Source organism: Flavobacterium sp. KY-23415 (assembly GCF_055384985.1).
In genome coordinates this window covers 3,392,111-3,417,106 of the sequence record NZ_AP044001.1, presented here as the reverse complement: position 1 = coordinate 3,417,106, position 24,996 = coordinate 3,392,111, and the positions used below count along the sequence as shown (strand labels likewise).

At 30.2% G+C, this 24,996-nt stretch carries 23 protein-coding genes; 17 read left to right on the top strand and 6 right to left on the bottom strand.

All coding sequences use genetic code 11. The annotated features are described in order from the left end of the window. The first annotated feature begins 111 nt into the window (after positions 1-111). From ACZ49Z_RS14980 to ACZ49Z_RS14910, 15 genes are all read left to right on the top strand, one after another. Entirely contained in the window at positions 112-576 is a 465-nt protein-coding gene (locus ACZ49Z_RS14980) for a hypothetical protein (protein ID WP_464305110.1), read from the top strand. 39 nt (positions 577-615) lie between these two features. Further along, the gene (locus tag ACZ49Z_RS14975) at positions 616-1,116 is read left to right on the top strand and encodes a hypothetical protein (protein WP_464305109.1); all 501 of its coding nucleotides are present in this window, start codon (positions 616-618) and stop codon (positions 1,114-1,116) included. Between the two features lie 45 nt (positions 1,117-1,161). Then, positions 1,162-1,662 (top strand): hypothetical protein, encoded by a 501-nt coding sequence (locus ACZ49Z_RS14970; protein ID WP_464305108.1) that lies wholly within the window; start codon positions 1,162-1,164, stop codon positions 1,660-1,662. A gap of 94 nt (positions 1,663-1,756) precedes the next feature. Further along, positions 1,757-2,065: a hypothetical protein gene (locus ACZ49Z_RS14965; RefSeq protein ID WP_464305107.1), complete on the top strand. Its 309-nt coding sequence runs from the start codon at positions 1,757-1,759 to the stop codon at positions 2,063-2,065. After that, a complete protein-coding gene (locus tag ACZ49Z_RS14960) occupies positions 2,065-2,370 on the top strand; it encodes a hypothetical protein (RefSeq protein ID WP_464305106.1) in 306 nt (101 codons plus the stop codon). The genes ACZ49Z_RS14965 and ACZ49Z_RS14960 overlap by 1 nt, the downstream gene beginning before the upstream one ends. Positions 2,371-2,372: 2 nt before the next feature. Beyond that, positions 2,373-3,572, top strand: a complete 1,200-nt coding sequence (locus tag ACZ49Z_RS14955) for a hypothetical protein (RefSeq protein WP_464305105.1) — start codon at positions 2,373-2,375, stop codon at positions 3,570-3,572. Positions 3,573-3,618: 46 nt separating this feature from the next. Further along, the gene (locus ACZ49Z_RS14950) at positions 3,619-4,050 is read left to right on the top strand and encodes a hypothetical protein (RefSeq protein ID WP_464305104.1); all 432 of its coding nucleotides are present in this window, start codon (positions 3,619-3,621) and stop codon (positions 4,048-4,050) included. A 277-nt stretch (positions 4,051-4,327) separates the two neighbouring features. After that, complete coding sequence (locus tag ACZ49Z_RS14945; protein WP_464305103.1) at positions 4,328-5,113, top strand: hypothetical protein; 786 nt, start codon at positions 4,328-4,330, stop codon at positions 5,111-5,113. Positions 5,114-5,115: 2 nt separating this feature from the next. After that, a complete protein-coding gene (locus ACZ49Z_RS14940; protein ID WP_464305102.1) occupies positions 5,116-9,384 on the top strand; it encodes a PAAR-like protein in 4,269 nt (1,422 codons plus the stop codon). Next, complete coding sequence (locus tag ACZ49Z_RS14935) at positions 9,384-10,547, top strand: SH3 domain-containing protein (RefSeq protein WP_464305101.1); 1,164 nt, start codon at positions 9,384-9,386, stop codon at positions 10,545-10,547. The genes ACZ49Z_RS14940 and ACZ49Z_RS14935 overlap by 1 nt, the downstream gene beginning before the upstream one ends. 165 nt (positions 10,548-10,712) lie before the next feature. After that, positions 10,713-12,032, top strand: a complete 1,320-nt coding sequence (locus ACZ49Z_RS14930; RefSeq protein ID WP_464305100.1) for a hypothetical protein — start codon at positions 10,713-10,715, stop codon at positions 12,030-12,032. 4 nt (positions 12,033-12,036) lie between these two features. Beyond that, entirely contained in the window at positions 12,037-13,278 is a 1,242-nt protein-coding gene (locus ACZ49Z_RS14925) for a hypothetical protein (RefSeq protein ID WP_464305099.1), read from the top strand. A 4-nt stretch (positions 13,279-13,282) separates the two neighbouring features. Next, the gene (locus tag ACZ49Z_RS14920; RefSeq protein WP_464305098.1) at positions 13,283-14,446 is read left to right on the top strand and encodes a hypothetical protein; all 1,164 of its coding nucleotides are present in this window, start codon (positions 13,283-13,285) and stop codon (positions 14,444-14,446) included. A 430-nt stretch (positions 14,447-14,876) separates the two neighbouring features. Then, positions 14,877-15,356, top strand: a complete 480-nt coding sequence (locus ACZ49Z_RS14915) for a hypothetical protein (protein WP_464305097.1) — start codon at positions 14,877-14,879, stop codon at positions 15,354-15,356. A gap of 569 nt (positions 15,357-15,925) precedes the next feature. Continuing rightward, positions 15,926-16,339, top strand: coding sequence for a hypothetical protein (locus ACZ49Z_RS14910; protein WP_464305096.1), 414 nt, complete (start codon positions 15,926-15,928; stop codon positions 16,337-16,339). 45 nt (positions 16,340-16,384) lie between these two features. On the opposite strand, the gene guaB is transcribed toward ACZ49Z_RS14910, so the two are convergent. The 5 genes from guaB to ACZ49Z_RS14885 form a co-directional block, all read right to left on the bottom strand. Beyond that, positions 16,385-17,857, bottom strand: a complete 1,473-nt coding sequence (guaB, locus tag ACZ49Z_RS14905) for an IMP dehydrogenase (protein ID WP_464305095.1) — start codon at positions 17,855-17,857, stop codon at positions 16,385-16,387. An 86-nt stretch (positions 17,858-17,943) separates the two neighbouring features. Further along, complete coding sequence (locus ACZ49Z_RS14900) at positions 17,944-18,834, bottom strand: hypothetical protein (RefSeq protein ID WP_464305094.1); 891 nt, start codon at positions 18,832-18,834, stop codon at positions 17,944-17,946. Position 18,835: 1 nt separating this feature from the next. Beyond that, positions 18,836-19,366: a GNAT family N-acetyltransferase gene (locus ACZ49Z_RS14895; RefSeq protein WP_464305093.1), complete on the bottom strand. Its 531-nt coding sequence runs from the start codon at positions 19,364-19,366 to the stop codon at positions 18,836-18,838. 5 nt (positions 19,367-19,371) lie between these two features. Further along, positions 19,372-20,175, bottom strand: a complete 804-nt coding sequence (locus ACZ49Z_RS14890; RefSeq protein WP_464305092.1) for an alpha/beta hydrolase — start codon at positions 20,173-20,175, stop codon at positions 19,372-19,374. Further along, complete coding sequence (locus tag ACZ49Z_RS14885) at positions 20,172-20,930, bottom strand: hypothetical protein (RefSeq protein ID WP_464305091.1); 759 nt, start codon at positions 20,928-20,930, stop codon at positions 20,172-20,174. The genes ACZ49Z_RS14890 and ACZ49Z_RS14885 overlap by 4 nt, the downstream gene beginning before the upstream one ends. Positions 20,931-21,262: 332 nt before the next feature. Here ACZ49Z_RS14885 and ACZ49Z_RS14880 point away from each other — a divergent pair, with 332 nt between their 5' ends. Continuing rightward, positions 21,263-22,771: a sulfatase-like hydrolase/transferase gene (locus ACZ49Z_RS14880; protein WP_464305090.1), complete on the top strand. Its 1,509-nt coding sequence runs from the start codon at positions 21,263-21,265 to the stop codon at positions 22,769-22,771. A 253-nt stretch (positions 22,772-23,024) separates the two neighbouring features. Here the strand turns inward: ACZ49Z_RS14880 and ACZ49Z_RS14875 are convergent, their stop codons facing one another. Next, positions 23,025-23,717 (bottom strand): hypothetical protein, encoded by a 693-nt coding sequence (locus ACZ49Z_RS14875; RefSeq protein WP_464305089.1) that lies wholly within the window; start codon positions 23,715-23,717, stop codon positions 23,025-23,027. A gap of 556 nt (positions 23,718-24,273) precedes the next feature. On the opposite strand from ACZ49Z_RS14875, the gene ACZ49Z_RS14870 reads away from it, so the two are divergent. Next, positions 24,274-24,981 carry a hypothetical protein gene (locus ACZ49Z_RS14870; RefSeq protein ID WP_464305088.1) on the top strand — a complete coding sequence of 236 codons (708 nt, stop codon included), beginning with the start codon at positions 24,274-24,276 and terminating at the stop codon, positions 24,979-24,981. Positions 24,982-24,996 lie beyond the last annotated feature (15 nt).

The following is a 24,996-nucleotide window of genomic DNA, read 5'->3' as shown; positions in this document are numbered from 1 at the left end:
AAAACTTCTGAGAATATGTAAGAAACAGACTAGATACTATCGTTATCTTAAAATCCTATTTGATGAGTAAATTCTAAAATAATTATTATGAATGCTTAAAATTGAAATAAAATGAAAATGTATTATATAATACCACTGTTAATCATTTTAACATCCTGTAATAATTCTAAAAAGTGCTCTAGGGATGATTATAAACTACATAATTATATCACCATTGAAGGTTGGAAAAAATCAGACTTACCAATTACGAAAGCCAAACTATATTTTTATAAAGATGACGATAGTTATAAACAAGATAGCATTGAGACTAAATTTATATTAAGCCATCTTGATATTGAAAATCCAAACCCTAGTGAAACAAATATAATTTTTGAAAAAGAGTTAAACACAAAACATAATTATAAATTAATACTTAACAATAAAGATGTTTACTATATAAATAATTTTAATGTAATTACCGAAGAAAAATATTCAGCAGTAACCAAAATGAATTTTTGTTCACTAGTTTCTTTTGAAGTTAATGGTAAGAAACAATCTAAATATGGTGCTTATGGTAGAATCATATTTGATAAATAAATTCAGCAGTAATTATTATGGTTATCTAAAATTAAAGTAATGAAATATAAAAGTATAATAAAAATGTTTTTTTTAATGGCACTAATTAATTCTTGCAAAAGTGAAAAAAGAGAATGTGATAATGCAGAATTAAATAATGAAATAATTATAAAAGATTGGGGAGAAAAAAAAATAAAGAAAGAAGACATCAAATTATATAAATATGACTCATTATTTTTAAAAAAAATAGATTCTTTTAAAGTAGTTAAATTTTCAAACTACAATGATAAAGAGACAATAAAAGAATATTACGGTAGTATGAGTATCGTTTTAGATAAGGAAACATTATCAAAAGGCAACTATAGACTTATTTTATTAGATTCCTTAAAATATGACATTTCTAATATAAAAATTTTAACTAAAACAGTAATGATAGGTGCGAGAGAAGAAAATATGTGTTTAATAAAAAGCTATAAAGTAAATGACAGCATTAGTAAATTAGGTTCAGGTGGAGTACAAATAATTCTAAAAAGATTATTAGGATGTAATCTTAAAAAATGATATTAATTAGAAAAAAGTTTAACAAAAACTATAAATTGTCCAGAAATGTTAATTAGAATGTGTAAAGAAGTTATAGGTTATAGTAAAGCTATTTCGCATAGTTTAGGTTTTAATGCTATTAACAATAAAAAAAGGCTCATTTCTGCAAGAGTTTACGATTATTTTTCAAATAGTGATTTAGAAGAATTAATAGAGATTGATAAAAATCATAAATTGGGACATACAAACTTGATGATGATTGATGCCGATATGATTGATAACAAATCGAGTTATAACTCTCTATTAGATATTGGAAATGATTCACACTGGGTGGTTTATGAAGGAGGCTTACAGTTTTATGATAAAAATGGCAAAGTAACGTCAGTATTAGATGATGTCGAGTCGTTAACTTTTAGAATTTTTACGTGGGGATATAACCCTGTGGATTACAAAAATGAAAAAGGGAAACCAATGTGGGATAAGAATAGTGTTTTTCTTTTGGGTAATAACAGAATTTCAGTTAAATCTTTTAAATCCAACTATTATGGTTATATCGAGGTATATTAAATTTTATTATTTATCATTTTTTTATATTTTAATTAGTTGTAAAAATTCACACAATTGTGAAAAACAAACAATTGATATTAATAATTTATTTTATTTGACAACAAGAATTCATTCACAATCCAATGAATATAAAGTTTATCTAAAAAAAGATAGTGAAATCATTATAGGCGAAGTAATTACCAGAAGGATAAATGAAGGGAGTGAAAATATAATTATTAATTTTAAAAAAACATTTAATGTAACTAGAATTGATAGTTTATTTTTAGAAATCAACAAAAAAACTCATATCATTTCTGATATTGAATTTTTAGAAGTTGAAACAACTAATGGAAGTAGCAATCCTTGTTTATTATCTTATAAATTAGATGGTAATAGAAAAACAGGAAAAGAAATTGAACTTTAATGCTTAATAGGAGATATAATATGTATATTCAATTTATTTACTATGGAAAAAAGACGAATGATTATAAAAAGTTGGCAAAAGAACTTTTTAGAACTGGAGAATATAAATATAACAAGTACACTATAAAACCCCATGAAAATGCTGTTGAAATGTATTCAGTAAATCCCTATAAAGATAAAAACCACCCTAGATTGCCCGAAGTTGACTGGTTGACTTTGGCATCTGTTAGCAGTAAAGAAGCCATTCATGTGGAAAGTGCAAAAGAAGTCAATGTGAATAGTGGCAAAAAAGTTAATATGAAATAGCTATGAATGAAGGAGGAAACATTGTTCGAACCATTTTCGGAACATCGCACAAAGAAGCAGAAACAATAACAATAAGAGCGACAAAAGAGAACTTAGAATTTACATCTCCAGACGAGGTGCGTTTTAATGGTAAACAAGGAGGTAAAAAATTTGGTGATTATGATCCTATAAATGATGAACCCCTAATTGTAACAAGTTTTGAAGGTCCTTTTGATGAAGATGGAAATTTAGTAAGCGTAATTACTAAAGAAAATAGATTCAACTTCAAAAATTTAAAATATAATCGAGCAGTAAAGCCCGAAGAACTAAAAAGTTTAAAATGGTCCTATCAGTATGATGATGGTGCAATAACAATAACGAATATAATTGGTGTTGAAAGTGTCAATTTTAGGATTCCGGAAGAAGCTAAATTAAAAAAGCTTACTATCTATGCATATTTTGGACAAGCGAATGAAGCAAAACTAGAAGTTACAATAAAAGATAAAGTTAACTTATATTTATTGTTTTATGTTAGTGAAGAACATAAAGGAAAGTATATGATTTCAGAATCTGCACAAACAAGATTACAAAATATAAAAAAAGAAAAATGGTATGACGATTATAAAAACAAAGCTTTTTGCATACCTATTCAAAGCATAGATGAAATAATTAGTCAAGTATCCTTAATTATCCAAAAGCACGGTGGTGTTCAGTTTGCCTTCATAAAAGAAATAGGTGTTTTTTCTCATGCTGGAGGTGATGGACCAATTTCTTATAATAAAGATATTGTAGAGTGCCCAGTTGATAAAGCATGGCCACATCAAATGGACTTATGTGGCTGGGAAAAAATAGAGACCAATTGGGCAATTGATGCAAAATGTGTATTTTATGGTTGTAATACAGCAAATAATGGTGGTGCTTATAAAAATTTCGGACAAAATATATCTAATCTTATGAATTTTAAAGATATAGAAATATGGGGGCAATCCTCATATTCTTTTCCATCATTCTATCCTGATAAACGATACACAACATTAGCAAGGAGTATGGGAGAAAATGGCATAGGATGGGATGTTGCAGAAACTTATCAAGTTGCAGGAAATAGTGGAGAAGGATCTAAAGCTTTACTATCTCCAATACCTGTTAACCTTTTAAACGTATATAAAAATGGGGTACTCATTAAATCAACACATCAAGGGGTCTTTAATGATCACCGTAAGTAAAATTTTAATTGTTCTAATCTTGATAACTAATTTAAGTTGTAGTAATATGGAAAATGAAAATTTCATTGTTTTTGGGGATGAAAATCTATTAAAAAATTGTAAAATAAATATTTCTAAAATATACAGTAGTAATAAACAAAAAACAGAAACACTTCTTTTTAATGGAAAAACTAATAATGTAAAAACCGATTTAGATGCAGTTTATAAAATGTATTTTTCCTACAATGATACTTTAGTAAGTACCTTAAAAATGGAAAATATCTTTTATGGTGCAAGTGATCAAATAAATCATTTTTATATTCAAAAAAAAGAAGATGCAATAACAGTTATGTTTGTAGGTAGGGAAGCCGATTTAAAAAAAGGACAAGGATTTAAAACTATTTTAATTCCGTTAGACGAGTATTTTAAAACAGAAAATATTTTTGAAGACAAATTAAAAACAGAATTAAAAGATTTATTTTTTAATGAGTATAAGTAATTTATTTTTAAATCGAATACCAATGAGAACAAAAACATACACATATATACTATTAATATTTGCTTTACTATTGTTTTCTTGTAACACCAATAAAAAAATGCAAAATATCAAAATAGAACCTTTAAGCCTCTATCATTACGAATTTAGAAATAATGATAATAACCAACTAGATACTTTTTATATTCTAGAAGAATAAAATGTTGTTTTTGATTTAATAAAAAACCAAGAAACTAATTTTGAATTTGAACAATAATTCTTTTTAAGGAAAATTATTTATATGATTTTTGAAATAGTAGAAAGAATAGACTGTACCATTAACAATTTAGTACAAAAGATAGAAAAGAAATTTAACATTGATTTTTCAATACAACAAAACACAGAACAAGGCAAAGTATATCGGGTAAATAAGACAATAGAAAAAAAAGAAAATATAAAAGAGAATGTTTTTTTAGAGGTATTGGCAACATTAGAAGCACTCACCTATCCTTTAAAAATTGAAACTGATAGTAATGGAAATTTTAAAAATTTCTTTGATTTTGACAATTGGTTGCAGGAATGGCTAAAAAACACAGAACAAATAATAAACAAATTTGAAGATTCAGAAAACGTGAAAAACATTAGAAATCAATATTATGACATCATAAAAGAGGAAGCGGCTTTCACAAAAAGTAAATTCAAAGAAGCCTATTGGAATTTGTTTTTTTTTAACCCTCCCATAGACGATAAAAACAAACCCGATTTGGGCACCACACTTCAATGGAATATAAAAACTATTGGCATACAAACCTGTACAGGAAGAACCAAAGTAATCAATCCAGCTTCAAAAGAAATAATAATTTCTTTTGAATCAAATAGTGAAATAGAAAAATCGCTACTCGAAAAAATAAGAGGAAAAACAACTAAAAAAGAAGCAAAACAGGAAAAAGTAAACATAAAACTAGTAACCGAATCCTATTTTGACACCATTGAAAAAAAAATAAAAAAAAAGAAGGCAAATTTTCATGTCGCAATAAAAAACGAATTTACCTATAAAGAAGAAATTACCATAACGTTAAAGCAATAAGTATGGCAAAAGGGAAAATAATAATAGAAGGAGCTAAAGCATTTTGTTCTAGTGCACAAGTAATTAAAAACAAAGGAACTGCCGTACCAATAAAAGTCACTAGTCAGAAGAATAAATTGGGGAAAAACAAATATTTTGCACAAGACAAACCCATTGCTACTTATCTAGATGACAAAGCCGAAAACTTTAATAACGGTCAAGGTTTTGTGATGTGTCAAGATCCAAAAAATAATTCTACTGGATATTCACCATGCAAAGCAAAATGCAATATAAAGTATAAAGATTATTATGAAAATGTAGATTTCAATAAAAGTATGAAAGTACTTTTAGATGTTTCTACAGGCACTTGTCCTGGTTATGGTGTTCCAGGAACCATTCAATTTGCCGATAGCGGACAAAAAGGAAGTGTCTCACAAATAGATGTTAATGAAACCGATGCTTTTGCAATTGCCAATACTTCTGCATTATGGGAAACAGCGTCCACAACAACAAAAGCAGCTGTTAACAATATTGAAATCATAAAACCCATTGCAGAAAAACCTAAAGGCACCTACTATTTTATAAAAGAACCCGAACCATTGCAAGTGTTTTGGAAAAGTTTAGGACCAGAAGACTCCTTTCTTGAATTAAAAGCAAATTTCTCTGGAGAGGCTTCAAAAATTTCTTGGGTACTATTCAAAGGAACCGATATAAAAGATAAAGTAAAAACCTTCATAGGTATTGGAGCGCACATAAAGTTCAATTTATCGTTACTCTTCAAAGACCTAGAAGAAGGAAAATACCGTATAGAAGCCTATGGAAGAAAACCTGGTGATGAGAAATGTGCCATTATCTTAGAATATGTCAAAGATCATATCAAAGGGATAACAGTAGCAGGTAAATCTACAGTTAAAAACATAGCTGTTCCCATCAATATTTCCTTCAAAGCAGATTCATTTAGTAATTTTTCAAAAATTTTGAACAGCAACAAGTTAGTAGATACTTCTCCTGTTGTGAGTTGGCGAGTGCTAAAAGAAGGTGCAGTGCTATACAATAGTACTAGCGCAAAAGACACAAGCTTATTAAATGTAAGAATAGCAAACGAAAGTGTTAGAACTACCGCTGTGGCAATAATGACTTTTAAAAATGCTGGTAAATATACTATAGAAGCCTATACCGATGTGCAAGGGACAAACCGTCACACTGTTTCTATAGAAGTGAAAGACTCCTATGGTGTTAACTCCATTTCTCACAAAGGCAGCGGGCTCCTGCGCTATAATGATATGCTAAACGTGAGTGTAGCAAAATATTCTGTTGAACTACTTCCAACCAATGCCAAAGTACAATGGTATCTGCAAAAAGACGGAGTGCGATTGCAGCAATTTGAAACTGCCGCTATTGCAACAAACCCTAACATCAATAAAAGAATAGATGAAATAGTCAATATAGATGCCAAAGCAGGTAGTAATTATTTTGGTAAATATGTGATAGAGGCCTACGGAAAAGCCTTAGAAGCAGGTAAAAGCCCAAGTTTTAAAGGAGCAGATGCCTTTTCATTTGAAGTAATTAAAAACGCTGCAGATAAAATCAGTTTGCCATTACATGTGCCCAAAGGCTCTAAAGTAAAATACGAAGCTAACGCTCGAATAATGCCTCTTAGTAACAACGAGCAATTAACGCTTCAATTGCCAGAAGGAGTTACCAATAATAACGATGGTTCGCTAACATTCACAAAAAATGGTGAGTTTAAAATTGAAGCCGCACTTGAAGGAGCCTATACAACAGCTACAAAAGTAAGCACCACCGTAAAAGTGACCACGCCCCTATTAAAAAGAGCTTTATGGTCCTATAAAACAGGATACAAACGCACCGAAACAGGTTTCAAAGAAGAATCCTATGGTTTTGTGGAAATAGAAGGATTAACCAATGTGTCACTGAAAGCCAAAATATGGCTCAAAGGAGACTATGATACCTACTTGGCAGAACCCGAAAAATATATGCTAGAAGAAAAAACACTTGCATTAAACGACCAAGGAAAAGGCTATTTTAAAATAACCACAAACGACGAGTATAAGAAAAAAATGGAAGCAGCAATTCCTGCCACAACCGAAAACCCTACTCCTACTTATAGTCTAATTTTCACCATTGAACTACCCGAAAATAGCTCAGGTGCTACTACTTTGGCAGAAGATCTAGAAATAACACATGCCAATTTAATTGTAGGCACAAAAATGTACACTGTTTTAGAGTCCAATGAAGTATTACAAGTCCACAACGAACAAAAAGTAAAATCGATTGTTTTTGCCACAGAAGACGGCAAAAATGTGCAGCAAACCCTAACCTATTATGGGAAAACACACAAAATATGGGCGCATACAGTTAACATGATTGATGAAGAACTCAAAATAGACGTTTTGAGAGAAATTCCAAAAGAAAATCTAAAAGAAGAAACAACAGGAGTCATTGTCACCCATGAAGCTATAGAGACCTACAACGCAGAAAAAGTAGGCACAGACGGTCTGCTAGAAGTAAGCTTCACATTAAACGAAGATTGCAAAATAGAAGGACAAACCTATGATTATTATATAGCACAAGTTTCTAAAAAAGTAAAAGACGCAGCCGACCCAAGCAAAGAATCCTACCAACTACTCAAAAGCCAAGTAATTGTGAACGATTCCTTGCCAGCCAGTTTAGCCCATGATACAGAAATGGAAAAAATGGGAATTAAAGCAAAAAAAGCCGATGGCACCCCTTTTTCGCCAGAAGAAATGCTAACCTTGCGTAAAAAATTCATCAACTACGAACAAGGAGCTTTAAAAGTAGCCCAAACACAAGCCACACCAGAAGCCGTTCAAAATGATAATGTTTTTGTGGAAATAGAATCGGCTGAGATAGAAGAACAAGAGAAAAAGAAATTATGCCCAAACTGTGATAAAGATATAACATTAGAAGAAATAAAGAGTATTTGTGTAGATAGCAATGATAAATGTTTGATAGAAAATACAGATATGATTACTAGTGCACTACCATACTTAAATAAGTATCGAAAAAAAATAGGCATAAATACTTGTGTAAGAAAAGCACATTTTTTAGCTCAAATTTCACAAGAAACTAAGTTTTATATGTTACAAGAAGGTTTCATATATAGAGATTCTGAAAGGATGCGAGGAATTTTTAATTCTTATTTTTCAACTTTTGGTACATTAGCAGAACAGCAAGCAGAAGCTAAAAGATTATCCGATTTATCATTAGATAGTTCAAATGCACAAGAAGTAGCTAATGCAATATATGGAAGCACTCATATATATGGAAAAGAGCATACGGAAGCTAATGATGGTTGGAGGTATAGTGGAAAAGGATTCAAACAAATTACATGGAAAGATAATTATAGAAAGATTCAAAATTATTTCAATAAAAACATGAAAATTGATAACGAACCAGACGTAATTTGGTTAGATAACGATAATCCATACAAGTTAAAAGAAAATCCAAAAGATGCTATTACTTCTGCATTGGCATTTTGGGGTATGAAAAACATAAATGCTGTTACTAATGGAAGTACTGACGATAATGTCGAAAATGTAACTCGCATAATAAATTCTAAAAAAGAAGGACTTAAAGAAAGACAACGTTATTTTAAAAAAGCAATAAACATTTTAAAAGTAAACGATTGCAAACCAGGTTTAAATTTAGCAACAAATATTACACAAACATACGATAAAAAACATAAAGCAGATTCTAAAACAGCTTTTATAAATGTAATTGTACCAAAAGATAGAAAGTATCAAGGGCTATTAGTCTTTTTTGACAATACTGGTACTTTATTTAGCAGTTATGTTTTAGCCTACGGAACAGGCTCAGATAAGTTAAAAGCGGAAGGCAATGGGGCAACACCAAATGGATTATGGAGCACTTGGTATACAAAAACCCATATTGGTGAAACAAGTTATGGTAATCATGGACTTATTCACATGACTGGAATAGAAGGAGATGCATTAACAGCTACTAATAAAGGTAGAGCTGGAATTGCCATTCATGCAGGACATACAGTCGGATATGGCGATTTTATTAATGATAAAGGTCATTTAATGGTTACTTTTGGCTGTTTGAGGGTTTATAATGCAGATATAGAAACTTTAGTAAAAAAATATTCACACTATAAAGAAACAAAAGAAATTAAAGTGTATGTAGAAGAAGTAGACGACATTAATAAAGTCTATGAATTTTACGATATAGAACGTGACCCGAAAGAACCCAAAATAAAAGAAAAAAATAAACAAAAAACTCAATAATGAAAAAAATAATTTTATTTCTATTAATAATTAATCTTTCTTGTAAAAAACAAGAAAACAAAGAAGAATTAAAAAACAATACTGAAGTTATTAATTATACATCAGAAAATATTACAAAGACAGATAGTATTACACCAAATTATAGATATAAAGATTTATACAAAATGAGAACAGATATTATTAAAGGATTAAAAAGTAAAGGTTACAAAATACCATCTACTGATTTTTTTAGAAAAAAAATCTTAGATGTTTCAGGAGTTGATATAACAAAAGAAGAATATGATGATCCAGATTTTGGTAAATACCAAACATTAGCAAAAGTAATCCGAGATTTGAATATTTTATTGCCCGTTGATATTGAGAACTATGCAAAAGTTGATGACCAGTATATTGACCATATAATAAATTATAACAACATGGTAATTTATGAACAAATGACCGCTGTAATGTTATTAGAAAATTTCGATCAAGGGTGTAATATATATTCTTATATAGCTGGGACTGGTTATACTGGAAATGATAAATTTTTAATGAAAGTACTGGGTTATTTTCAAAATTATTCTCTTGAAGAAAAATCAAAAGGCTTAGAAGAACTTCTTTTAGGTTATACTCTACAAGGTAATGTCATACCAAAAGGCCCATTTAGGTTTGATATGTTAGAAAAAATAGAAAAATTAAAACCAGGACTGATGAGTAATTTTAGGGTTTCAAGTTTTTCAAAATATAATTTAATAAAAGAAGCTGATGATAAAGCTCGTGCTTATATTTATAATTCATTAATAAATTGTAAATATGATGATGAAGATGTATATATTGGTGAGTTTGGAGTGAATGGTCCAGTAGATGATTATTTCAGAGAACACCCAGAATATTTAGAGAGATTAAAAGAAAATAACTATTATGGCTTAGAAAAGTTAAAATATTATGCGACAGTAATCTTTACAACAGAACACGATGACGTTCTCGTAGATTATATTGTCAACGATACTGATGGATATACTAATTTAAGAGAAGAGAAGAATACATCCTCAAAAATATTAGAAAAAATAAAAACAGGTGAATATGTTGGTGTATTAGATAAATCAGGTGATTGGTGGTTTGTAAAAACTTATAGAGGAAAAAATAAAGGTTACATTCATAAAAGTAAATTAAAGGCTTATTAATTTACCATTGATTTTAAGTTCAATAGAAAGGGAAAAAAGTATAGATACTATACTAAAAAGTGTATAAAATATAATTTGAATTTATAAAACCAAAACAATTAAACTTCAAATAATAAAAAAACATCTTTATTATAATTAAAATTTAACGAAAAGAAATAACAGATTATGCAAAAGCTCATTAAAATCATATTTTGTATACTATTAATCAATCTATTAAGTATTTCATGTCAAAAAAATAATGAAACTAAAGATGATAAATCCAATATCAAAGAAGATATTGTAATCAATAAAAATAAAATAGAAAATTCTAAAATGATTATTGATTTACTAAAAAAACAATTGAGTTTTGGAGCATATGCGGAAAACGAAGTAACTGATGTACCAACAGGTTACATTATGACAAAAGATGATTTAAAAACTACAAGTTCAATCATATTAACCATTTTGAATGAAAACCAATACGAAGTTCCTGATACAGAAAATTTTAATAAAAGAATTTATAATGTTTTCGGAGATAATTCAATACAAAAAATTATTTACTTTAATCTACTAAATAAAATATGTGAAAATAAAACATATTTTATTGATAGATTTGATATTGAAGTTTATGATTTTAAAGAATATTATATTTTTATTAGTTTTCAGGACAAACTAATATTCCCTTTGTTATTAACCCCTGAGATTCTAAATTATAAAACAGATTTTAAAGATATTGCAAAAATAGAAAGTGGTTTAATTGTTTCTAATAAATACAATGGTAAAACAACCCCTTGGAAAGACATTCCAGACCTAGACCAACAACGTAAAAAAAACATTGAAACCTTAGTTGCTCGCAATATGTATTTGTTCAATGATAGTAAAGCCTATTTCAAATGGCTTATTTTAAACGATGAATACTTTATGCGTAGCTTAGTAACTACTTTTGGCTATTATGACGATAAAGAATTACTAAAGTGGGTTTTGGAAAACACTCCAGTATTCAAAGACGGTGATAGTAAAAGTAAATTTGATGAGTTAAGTAAAATATTTTGGAATAAAAAATGTGACAATAGTTATAGCATTAATATCAATTTACTAACTATTATAAAAGAACTAAGCACACCAGAAAAGAATGATAGAATAATTAATGTATTCCAAATAGCACAAGAGCTTGTTTATATGACAAACACAGTCTCCTCTTTTTCTGAAATTCCTTTTAAAGATAGAGCAAAAATATTAGCACATTTACTAGAATTTGGAGAGCAGTACAAATACAATAAAAAATATGATTATAATCAATTATTTTTAGGACGTTTTATTTACTATTTAGATTACAAAAAAGAATTTATTACAGAATTTAAAAAAAATAATTACTACGATTTACCCAATTTAAAAAAATGGTATGAACTTGCTTTAAAAGAAAAAAACATTTTCCAAGATGATGATAGTTTAATGGGAGAGCCTGATTATGAAGATTATCTAAGTAAAAGTAGAAGTAATCAATAATAAAATGAAGTTTTATATTTTTATTTTACAAATATGTACTCTTATTTTCTGTTTACTTGGCTTTTCACAAGAAAATAAATTAAGCGAAAAAGAAATTCTAATACAACAATTACAAGCAGGTAAATATAATGGAGGAGATGAGTTTGAATCTTATAAATTTTCGGAAAAAGATGTTTATGCTACTTTTAATATAATTACTAAAGAACTTGAGAATAGTGGTTATAAGACAATTACCAATACAGAATTTAATGACAAAATAAAGAAAATTTTTGGGCGAATAATTGATAATAGTACACAAACTAAGTTCCTTTCGGTAGATTTTTTTGACAAATGCAATAGGAATCCTATTTATTCAAGATTAGAAATTTTTGACAATATATTTATAATTAAAGAAAAATGTTTTATCACAAAATTATATGCTATTCCAGAATTAATAGATTACCAAAAAAAATATCCTGATTTAAAAAAAATAGAAGATGAGGTAATATATCGAAATGAACCAGATTTAGGCAATCAAATTATAATACCTCATTGGAAAGACATTTCAGATCTAGACCAACAGCGTAAAAAAAATATCCAAACTCTTGTAGCCCGCAATATGTATTTGTTCAATGACAGTAAAGCCCATTTCAAATGGCTTATTTTGAATGATGCTTATTTCATGAGAAGATTGGTAACAGTTTTTGGATATTATGAGGATAAAGAACTACTCAAATGGGTTTTGGAAAACACTCCAGTATTCAAATATGGTGATAGTAAAAGTAAATTTGATGAGTTAAGTAAAATATTTTGGAATAAAAAATGTGACAATAGTTATAGCATTAATATCAATTTACTAACTATTATTAAAGAACTAAGTACACCTGAACAGAATGATAGAATAATTAATGTATTCCAAATAGCACAAGAGTTAGTTTATATGACAAACACAGTCTCCTCTTTTTCTGAAATTCCTTTTAAAGATAGAGCAAAAATATTAGCACATTTACTAGAATTTGGAGAGCAGTACAAATACAATAAAGAATATGATTATAATCAGCTATTTTTAGGTCGTTTTATTTATTATTTAGATTACAAAAAAGAATTTATTACAGAATTTAAAAAAAATAATTACTACGATTTACCCAATTTAAAAAAATGGTATGAACTTGCTTTAAAAGAAAAAAACATCTTCCAAGATGATGACAGCTTAATGGGAGAGCCTGATTATGAAGATTATTTAAGTAAAAGTAGAAGCAATCAATAATAAAATGAAGTTTTATATTTTTATTTTACACATCTGTACTCTTATTTTCTGTTTACTTGGTTTTTCACAAGAAAATAAAATAAACGAAAAAGAAATTCTAATACAACAATTACAAGCAGGTAAATATAATGGAGGAGATGAGTTTGAATCTTATAAATTTTCGGAAAAAGATGTTTATGCTACTTTTAATATAATTACTAAAGAACTTGAGAATAATGGCTATAAGACAATTACCAATACAGAATTTAATGAAAAAATAAAGAAAATTTTTGGACGAATAATTGATAATAGCACACAAACTAAGTTCCTTTCTGTAGATTTTTTTGACAAATGCAATAGGAATCCTATTTATTCAAGATTAGAAATCTTTGACAATATATTTATAATTAAAGAAAAATGTTTTATCACAAAATTATATGCTATTCCAGAATTAATAGATTACCAAAAAAAGTATCCTGATTTAAAAAAAATAGAAGATGAGGTAATATATCGAAATGAACCAGATTTAGGCAATCAAATTATAATACCCCATTGGAAAGACGTTCCTGACTTAGACCAACAACGTAAACGCAACATCGAAATTTTAGTAGCTCGCAATATGTATTTATTCAATGATAGTAAAGCCCATTTCAAATGGCTTATTTTGAATGATGCTTATTTTCTAGAAAGTTTAGTTACTAAATTTGGGTATTATGACGATGTGAAATTATTAAATTGGGTTATTGAAGGTAATGTGAAATTTGATGATGATAAGCCAAAAGCTTTAGACGAACTATTTTGGAATAAAAGATGCAGTGGAACTGTGAAAATAAACTTAGAAGTTTTTCCAATTTTAAAAGAAATTATTGAACCTAATGATAGGAATTATTTTGAAGCCTTAAAAATATATGTAATGTATTTACTAGATGAAGAAAAAAGAAACGAACTTTCGCTTCAAGACAGAGCAAAACTTTTAGCACATCTTGTATATTTTGGAGAACAATACCGTTATGATACTAATTTTAATGACAAAAGTTATTTTATGCAACGCATCTGGATGAGAGATTTAGACGGTTCCATTCAAAAAGAAATAATTAAAAATAACTATTACAACTTACCTAATTATCAAAATCTATATAAAAAGTCAGAAGAATATCAAGATGCACTTGTAGATGAAAATGGAGGGTAATAACAATTTATGAAATAAATCATTCAGAGAAAAAATTCATCAACTACGAACAAGGAGCTTTAAAAGTAGCCCAAACACAAGACATACCAAAAACTATTATAACATTCCTGATTTCGAAAAACAATGGAAAGAAGCCAAACGAGAAGGTGATGGAATAGCACTTCCTGGAGAGGAGTAATGTTTTACTTCCCCTGCTCCTACTTTGTAATTTTCACACAAAAATGTAATGTCCAGAGAGTTTGAATGCTTACAGAACTGTCTATTTATTTTGAAAATTAAATTACTAAAAACCTTAAAAATATTTTTTTAGAACACAAATAAAAAATAAGATTTTTCACTAATAAAATACAAAAAGTAAGTCTAAAACTACTTTTTTGGCACGTAATTTGTTACAGTTGATTTCGTTAAATACAAATAAATAGCACAAATTATGAGTACACCAAATCAAATTAGTATTGTTATCCCTCAAAACATCATCGACGAGGTAACAGAAAAATTGCAAGAATGTAAAACAGCTTTAGCTCCTTATTTGCAAGGACTGACAGCAAAAGAGCGAAAAGAGATTTTTAAAATGGGTGACAAAACCATAGCAACAGTACAAAAAACAAAACGCTATGTAGAAACCAATCCAGAGTTTATCCCTGCCTATATGGACAAAGTGGAGTTTTTGAAAGATGAAGCAGTAGCCACACAATTAGACCCTATATCTAATTTGGCAAAGCAAATTTCAGCCGACGTAACCGACACCATGATGCTGGCTGGAAGTGAAGCATTGAAACAAGCGCTTTTCTACTATGGAACAGTAAAAGAAGCCAACAGCAAAGGAGCTACTACTGCAAAACCAATTTATGACGATTTGAAAGAACGTTTTGCTAGAAAGTCTGGAAAAAAAGAAAATCCGAAAGACTAAAAAAAAGAAACAACGAAAAGAGCCTCAATATAGAGGCTTTTTTTATGTGGTTCACTATCCTATCAAAAAAATAAAAAAATTCCATTTGAGATAATTAACCTCAAAATAGAAGTTCAGAACGTGGATTTTCAGCCTTAGAAGATGGCATTTGAAGTAAATAACCTCAAAATTGAAGTTCAGAACGTGGATTTTCAGCCTTAGAAAGTGGCATTTGAAATAAAAAACCTCAAAATTGAAGTTCAGAACGTGGATTTTCAGCCTTAGAACGTGGCATTTGAAGTAATTAACCTCAAAATTAAAGTTCGGAACGTGGATTTTCAGCCTTAGAACGTGGCATTTGAAGTAATTAACCTCAAAATTGAAGTTCAGAACGTGGATTTTCAGCCTCAGAACGTGGCATTTGAAGTAAAAAACGATTATACCCAAACAAAACCATAATAATCACGCCCCTATCAGCACAAACAACTTTACAAACACAAACTTCTTTGTCAAATTGTAAAAAAGTAAATTATTAAAAATGGGGTATCAACAAAAAAGTTGAAAAAGTAAACTTTACATAAACCAAAATTATGAGACCACAAACCCACAACCCACAACTTACAACCCACAACTTACAACCCACAACTTACAACCCACAACTTACAACCCACAACTTACAACCCACAACTTACAACCCACAACCCACAACCCACAACCTACAACCCACAACTTACAACCCACAACTTACAACCCACAACCTACAACCTACAACCCACAACCTACAACCCACAACCCACAACCTACAACCCACAACCTACAACCCACAACCTACAACCCACAACCCACAACCCACAACCCACAACCCACAACCCACAACCTACAACCCACAACCTACAACCCACAACCTACAACCCACAACTTACAACCCACAACTTACAACCCACAACTTACAACCCACAACCCACAACCTACAACCCACAACAGACAACAAAAAAACAGCCTAGAACATTATCCCAAGCTGTTTAAAATTAAAATAAATTAAAAAGAAACTATCTCGAATAGTTAGGTGCTTCTTTAGTAATTGTTACATTATGTGGGTGGCTTTCACCAATACCACTTGAGGTAATTCGAATAAAACGACCCGTTTCTTGAAGCGTTGGAATGTCTTTTGCACCGCAATACCCCATACCAGCACGAAGTCCTCCAATAAATTGCAGCATACTTTCGGCTAATTCTCCTTTATATGGTACTCTTCCCACGATTCCTTCAGGAACTAACTTTTTCACATCGTCCTCAACATCTTGAAAATAACGGTCTTTAGAACCTTCTTTCATGGCTTCTACAGACCCCATTCCTCTATAGGATTTGAATTTTCTACCTTCAAAAATAATGGTTTCTCCAGGAGATTCTTTTGTTCCTGCTAATAATGATCCTAGCATGACACAATCTGCTCCTGCTGCTATGGCTTTAGGAATATCTCCAGTGTAACGAATTCCTCCATCGGCAATCACTGGAACACCACTTCCTTTAATTGCAGCTGCTACTTCTAACACTGCAGAAAATTGAGGGAAACCAACACCTGCCACCACACGAGTGGTACAAATTGAACCTGGTCCTATCCCTACTTTCACTCCATCTGCTCCATTTTCTACTAAATATTTTGCTGCTTCTGGTGTTGCAATATTTCCAACCACCACATCTAAATTTGGGAAAGCTGCTTTCACAGCCTTTAAAACATCTACTACTCCTTTTGTGTGTCCGTGAGCAGTATCTATAATAACAGCATCTACTCCTGCATGAACCAGTGCACTAGCTCTTTCTACAGCATCTGCCGTTACACCCAAAGCGGCTGCCACTCTCAAACGACCAAATGTATCTTTATTGGCAATTGGTTTTTGAGTTAATTTTGTTATATCTCTAAAAGTAATTAAACCAGCTAATTTGTTGCCTTCTGAAACTACTAATAGTTTTTCAATTTTATGATTTTGAAGTATTTCTTCTGCTTGTTGCAAAGTAGTTCCTACTTTGGCAGTAACTAAATTCTCCGAAGTCATTACCTCTGTAATAGGTCTTTCGTTTACTTTTTCAAAACGAAGATCTCTATTGGTTACAATTCCTTTCAAAGTCATTGTCTCATCTACCACAGGAATTCCTCCAATACCATGTTCTTTCATGGCTCTTTTTGCATCGCCAACTGTTGCCGATAATTGCAAGGTAACAGGATCTAAAATCATTCCCGATTCTGCACGTTTCACTTTTCTAACTTTAGCTGCTTGCTGCTCTATCGTCATGTTTTTATGTAAAACACCAATTCCTCCTTCTTGAGCCATAGCAATTGCCATTGCACTTTCGGTAACTGTATCCATAGCCGCAGACACGATAGGAACATTTAATGTTATATTTCTTGAAAATTTTGACTGAATACTAACTTCTCTTGGGAGTATTTGAGAATAATTTGGGATAAGAAGAACGTCGTCATAGGTTAGACCTTCTCCAATAATTTTAGTAGTGTGTGCTATCATTTTGCAATTTGTAGTTAAATTGCATGCAAATATAGGGAAAATTTTTGAAGGCTATAATAACAAATTAGAAGTTTTTAATAATAAAATTAGTTCTCCATGATGATTTGAAGGGTTTCTATAGCAATATAGCCCACTTTTTTTGTTCCCACTTCATTTTCTAACATAAACTTTTTCTGCTGTAAATCCCTATCAATACTGCTATCATATAATAAAGAAAGTTTCCAATCTTTAAAATCTATATGCTCCATTTTCCAACTTTCTATTGCTTTTTTTAGCCTATTCTTTTGAGCATCATTAAAATGATCATGCAAATTTCGAGCTACAATTGCAAAGTTTTCATCTTGCTTTTCAAAATCTACTCGATAATGAAAAATATATTTTTCACTAAAATGCTCGAAACTAAAAAATTCAAATCTATCTCCTTTAAATGATGAATTATCAAATGCTTCTGGAAAATAAAAATTATAAAACACCTCTTTTTCTGCATGACCACCAACAACCAACATAGACAAGGAATCTAGTTTCTTAATCGTTTCATCTTTATGTGTTAATGGTTCTGCGGTATAAATATTAATAACATATCGATAGGAGTTATCTTCATTTTTAATCTTTTTGAACAATACTTTAACATTGGGATAATAATCCTGTAACTTTTTTTCTAGTGTTTCAGAATCTTTAATAACCTCTTTTATTCTTTGGTATTCGCTTTCAAAAGCTTCTTTATTAAAGTAAAAAGGTTTTTCTTTAGGTAAATAGAAATCTATTGCAATTGGTTTTTCTTTATTTTCAACTATAAGAAATTGAAAGCCATAAATTTTGCCAAATTCGTGCCATGTACCTAAAAATCTTGTTTCAAATGCATTATCATAATGTGCTTTCATTTGAGTTTTCACAAATTGTTTTGCCTGATACTCTTTTATGAAAGGCCTGCATCCCAAAACGGTTAATAGTACCACTAAAAAATAAATTTTTCTCATGCTATACTAGCTTTCTTTTCCGATAGACATCAATACTAATCAACTTTCCATTTTTAACTTCACAATCCACTTGTGTTTCTTCAAGATTAAATTGCAGTTTGGCTAAAGCATTTTTACAATTCCTATTTTCAGTTTCCACAAAGCCTTCAATCCAATGCAAACCTAAAACCTCAAAGGCATAATCGCAAAGTAAAGGCACCGCTTCTGTCATATAGCCTTTTCCCCAATGCTCAGGATACAACCAAAAACCAATCTCTGCTTTGTGTTCGTTCCTGTCGTTAAACCCTCCTGCTCCCAAAAAAGTACCCTCTTCTTTTGAACAAATTGCCCACCATATTCCTGTTTGTGTGGCTTCTAGATTCGCAAACCAATCCATTTGTTCTTGGGTTGCTTCTAAACTGTTAAAACTTATGCCATAGTACTTAATCACATCTGGATGTGAAAGTCCTTTAAAAACATTCTCAATATCATTGTCTTTAAATTGTCTTAATAATAATCGGTTAGATTCTAACGTTGGAAAATTATTTGTCATGTTGTTTATTTTTTTAAAAACGATAAAATATAATTTAACATCTCCTTTTTTTGATTATCTGTTGCAACGTCATTCATATCATTATGAATGGTATTGGGTAGCTTTACAATTGTCATAGGAAACTTTTTTTGTTCTTCAATGGTTGGCAAAACTCCTTCATCGGCAATTTGATCACTAGAACGTAACGAAAAAACTTTTAAATTTTCTTTTCTAGGCAAAGCCATTCTCCTATTATCTAATGTTATAATTTTATAGCTACTATTCGGGTGCATCTCAGCAAATAATGCAATTATATCTCCTCCATTTGAATGCCCAATTAAGGTTGTTTTATCAAAATTTAAATGTTTATGAGTATTTTTTAGTGTAGCAATTACATAATTAATAGTATTGACTCCTTTTTCCCAAAAAGGACGTCTAACTATTTGTGGGTTTCCTTCTTTAGGAATTAAGGCATCGGTTTTAATTTCATGTTGCACACTAACTACAAAATAGCCTTTAGAAGCTAACTTTTTTGTAATAAAGGAATACTTTAAATAACTATCACTTTCATTAAAAAAATATCCATGATTAACTATAACTAGTTCTTGTTTTTCTATGGCTTCTTGGCTTTCTGGTTGGTATATTGCTATAGGAATTTTTCGTTTTCTTAACGTATCAATTAGTGTTAATGTATCTAACTTTATGCTATAATCTATTTCATTTATAGCTTTTTCTTTGTGTATTTCTTGCTTCTTTTGATTATCCTTTATTAAATCACATGCTCCCAAAAAACACATAATAAACAATATTATTACACCATTTTTTTTCATTTGATGTTACAATTTTTAATTCTTAAAACTTTTAAAAATTCTTTTTTATTTTCCATATAGCGCAAAGGTAAAATTACTTTATTTATCTTTTTTGGTCGCTCTTTTTTATTGAGATGTGATGCATTGGGCATTTTCCCAAATAGATCTTCAAAATCTTCAAAAATCTGTTCTATTGTCATCTCAGTATCATAAAATTCAAGTTCATTAGTCTTTTCGTCCAAGCAAATAATATCTGAATATTGAATCTCCTTTGTTTTAGAAAACCTGAATACAATAGATAAAACATAAAATATGATTTCCAATAAATTAATTTCATGTACTGTATTGGCAAGCAAAAACTTTTTATAGCTTTCAAATTCTAATGTTTCCGATTTGACTGTTGCCATTGGTTTACTTTTTCTAAAAATAAACATCAAAAGAATAGTCGCAATAATTACATAGACTATTTTTAAACTAAAAGGCAAATGAAAAAGAAAAGAATTGAGGACTAAAACCAAAACGAAACTAGAAAGAAAAAGGGTTAAAAAAACACTTATCGATTTAATAAAATAGGATTTATGATTTTGAGCCATTTCCTCATACTTTCCCTTTGTTTGATAATGGATCCTATCTATTAAGGCATTAGAAAGAGATGCCCTATTATTAATTTCCTTCTTTAAAGCCAATAGCGCTTCTGGTTTTAATGTTTCTGCTTGTTGTATTAATGATAAAATTTTATCGTCTGTAAAAGACTGATAGTTTTTCTCAAAATCCATTATAATTCCTCTTTGTTAATAGTAAATACATTTTTAATCATGCATAACTACTCGTTAATTAGGCAATAAAACTACGTAGAAATAGTCATTTATAAAAAAAACATATACTAATACAAACTTTTATTGCTTTTCCTACAATTATGAATTGTAGCAAAGCAACCTGAAAAACTCACAACAAACTTAAAAACAGGTATTTATACGGTATTTTTTGAATACTAATTGTTCGAAATTTGAAATTCAAAGTGGCAATAGGGGTAAGCTTTATTTTCATTGAGATATACCAACAAAAAAATCTAAATCATTTTTTCAAAACAAACAAATAACAAACAAATATGGCATTCAAACAAAAACTGAAAGAATTGGGACAACAACCCGATTTGATTCTAATTATTACTGATGAGCAACGTGCAACGCAACATTTTCCTCCAGAATGGGAACAAAAAAACCTCAAAACACTCACTTTTCTCAAACAAAATGGTTTTAGTTTTGACAGAGCATTCTGCAACACCTGCATGTGCTCTCCAAGTCGCACTACATTATTTACAGGTATTTATCCTGCAAAACATGGAGTATCGCAAACATTAACTGAAGGTGGTTTACTGTCGCCTCAAGAACCCACACTAGACGTTTCTTTGCCTAATATTATGAACACCCTTTGGGCAGAAGGTTATGACGTGCAGTATCGAGGCAAATGGCACATGAGCAAAGGAGTGGCTCCCAATGGCACAAAAACAAATTATGAAGACCTCACTGCTGCCGATATTGCATTATATGGTGCAATGGGTTGGGTAGCTCCCGATGCTGGTGAGGATGTTAACCCACTCAATTTTGGTGGTGGTTTTGCAAATCATGATGCGAAATATACTGCCGAAGCCATTCAATATTTAAAAGAAGTGAAAGAAAAACGTAGCAAAGGACACCATCGGCCCTATTTATTAGTACTCTCACTTGTTAATCCTCATGATGTATTAGCCTATCCAAAGTCGGCAGGCACTTCTGGTTACTATCCTAGCAGTTGGTCTAGTAGAGAGGTTGGTCTTCCTGATACGGTTAATGAGCAATTAATTCGCAATAAAAAACCAATGGTTCAAGAACAAATACTATTGAATATGGCAGTTAGTCTTGGTGAAATCAATTCTACAGAAGAAAAACTGAATTATGTTAACTTTTATGCTTCTCTTTTAAAACAAGTAGATAAACAAATTGGTTATTTCATTGATGAATTATACAAAGAAGATGCAAATGGAGAACGTTTGGCAGACAAAGCTATAGTGACATTCACTTCCGATCATGGAGAAATGGGCTTAGCTCATGGTGGTTTGCGTCAAAAAACATTTGTTGCCTATGAAGAAGCATTACGTGTGCCATTAGTGATTTCAAATCCAGTATTATTCCATAATGACAGGCAACAAAATTCAATGAAATTAGCAACTCTTGCAGACATTATGCCTACTTTCATGGAAATAGCCAATGTAGCTTCACCTCCAACTGGACTTGCAGGAACAAGTTTGCTACCCATTATTGAAGAAGGGAAAGCTGTACAGGATAGTATTTTGTTTACCTATGATGATATTAAAGCAGGTTCAAATAGCAATTGGAATATTGTTAAAGCTGCTAATCGCATTCGTTGTATTAGAACTGAAAAATGGAAGTTTGTCTATTATTTTGATGCTTTTGGTGCCTATTTTAAGCAGTTTGAATTATATGATTTAATTAATGATCCCTCTGAATATACCAATCTTGCCTATGACCCAGCCTATGATGCTATTAAAAACGAATTAGCAGCACAATTGCATGCATTAGAAATTGAAAAATTGAGAGTGAACACTCCTACCACATGAAAAAAACAGTATCGCTTTATTTCTGAACTATAAAAAAAAGGAAGTTATCTGAAAAATTAATAATCTTGTCATTTTCGACCAATAGGAGAATTCACATTATGGTATTAATGTGATTTCTCCTGTCGTCGAAGTGTCAAACTAAATGTTGACATATCACTTTTTAAACATCCAGTTGAAAAAATTGATTTAGTAGTTGCTTTTTTTCTATTACAGAAAGGTTAACAAGATTGCCAATAACAACTGTTAAACTCTTTTAAAACACTAAATTACTATCAAAAAAAGGTTCTCCTGTTGGAGTATTATAAATAATATAATCGTTATATTTTGCAATGTTTATATCGGACCACATACTTTGTCCTGTATTAGTATAACACACTAAAGTTTCATAGATTTCATTGGCAACCGCTACGTTATCTTCTTGCATTATATCTCGGTCTTTAATTTCTATTCTTAAATCTATCATAGCAGTCTCAAAGTTATTCCCTAAAGTAACAATTTCTGCTAATGTTGTTTCTGTTATTCCTTTGCTTTCCAATTCTGATAAGAAAAAATAGCCCACACGTACTACTCTTCTACTTGTAAACAACAAATCTATATCGGATTGACTGAATAGCATTTCTGTACCAAATTTTTTATAATTAGAAGTATGGGGGTTAAATACCAATCGCACCCGAACCATTAGTTCTTCAACAGCAGCTCTCAACTCATCTCCCAAAATATTCTTTAATGCTGCGCTATTACTTTGGTCACTTAAAATTTCAAGATCTGTAACAGTATTTGAAAATTGCAGTATCTTCTGTTCTAATGCATCAATGTCTGATGCGAAAATCCCATAAGTCACAAATTTTTCGATATCTCTCCTCATAAATGCTATTTTTTCTTTTCCTTTTGTTACTAATACAGCATCGGAGAAATTAAATGCTCTATAAATTTCTTTTTTCTTCATGTTAAACTTTTATTTGTTGTTGTAATTTGAAAGCAATAATATAACCTATAAAACTTACATAATGATACTAAATTAACCATTTTTCCTACTATGTTATCTAATTTGTCAAAAAAAACGCCAAAACATTAAAATTTGTATCAAAAACAACAAGTTTGTATAAAATTACAAAGAAACAAACAAGTTTGTATTTTGTGTTATTAGATTAAAATAAATAAACTAAACTAGAGGCTGTCCTAAAAATCGATATTCTTATCATTTCTATAAAAGTGAAAAATGATTTAGTATTACTAATGTGACTTCTCCTGCTGTTAAGATTGAAAAAGTTCACTACTTGTTGAACACACTCAGTTTTAAACTTTATTTGAACCTATAAACTATTTGCATTTAGAAAGGCTACAAAACTTATAAACTACAATAAAAACATAATTAAAGTTAAAAAACACAAACTGTTAGTATTATTTCTATTTTTTAGTAAAATTGTTAATTTATACTATAAAATTTTCACAATTAATTTGATTATATACATTTGCCATTCAAACAATTAAATAACTATCAAATGAACAAAAATCTAAGGTTACTTTCGCTAGCATTGGTTGCAGCACTGTATTTTACAAGTTGTGAAAAAGATTCAGAAACTCCGTTAGAGAGCCAAGTAACAAACCCAGAAAACACTTGGGAAACACATGACCCCAATTTAATTGCAAAAATTGATGCAGAAATTGATGAAAAGATTGCTACGTCTAAAGCATCAACAACTGTTTACAGAAATTTCAGACTTATAGTAGATGGAAACACGCCTTCAGATATTATAGGTTTTGCAAAACAGGAAATTGACCAAATGTATGCATCAGGCATGAGAAGTGCAACCATTGCAAAAATGGATGATGTTTCTGCAATATACTTAGCTCCAACAGCGAGTAGAGGTATGTATTATAGCAATGGTCGTGTGGTTATTAATGACTATACAGCCTATAGAAATGTTAAAAGAGCAACTGTTAGTGTGGTTACTCATGAATTGGCTCATTACTACCATGACAGACATTTACCTGGCGGTTTTGGGAATTCTACTGTAAATAATCTTTACAATAATGCAAGAGCAAATCGTATCTATCCTTCTTCTGCTTATGTTTTATCGAATAGAGTGGAATATTTAGGAACTAGTGTTGAAGCTTATTTTTCAGGGACAAGCCGTCCTCCTTATGATAGAAATTACTTGAGCCAACAAGATCCTAATTTAAGAAACTTTATTAATGCTAATTTTTAATATTTTAGATTTTTT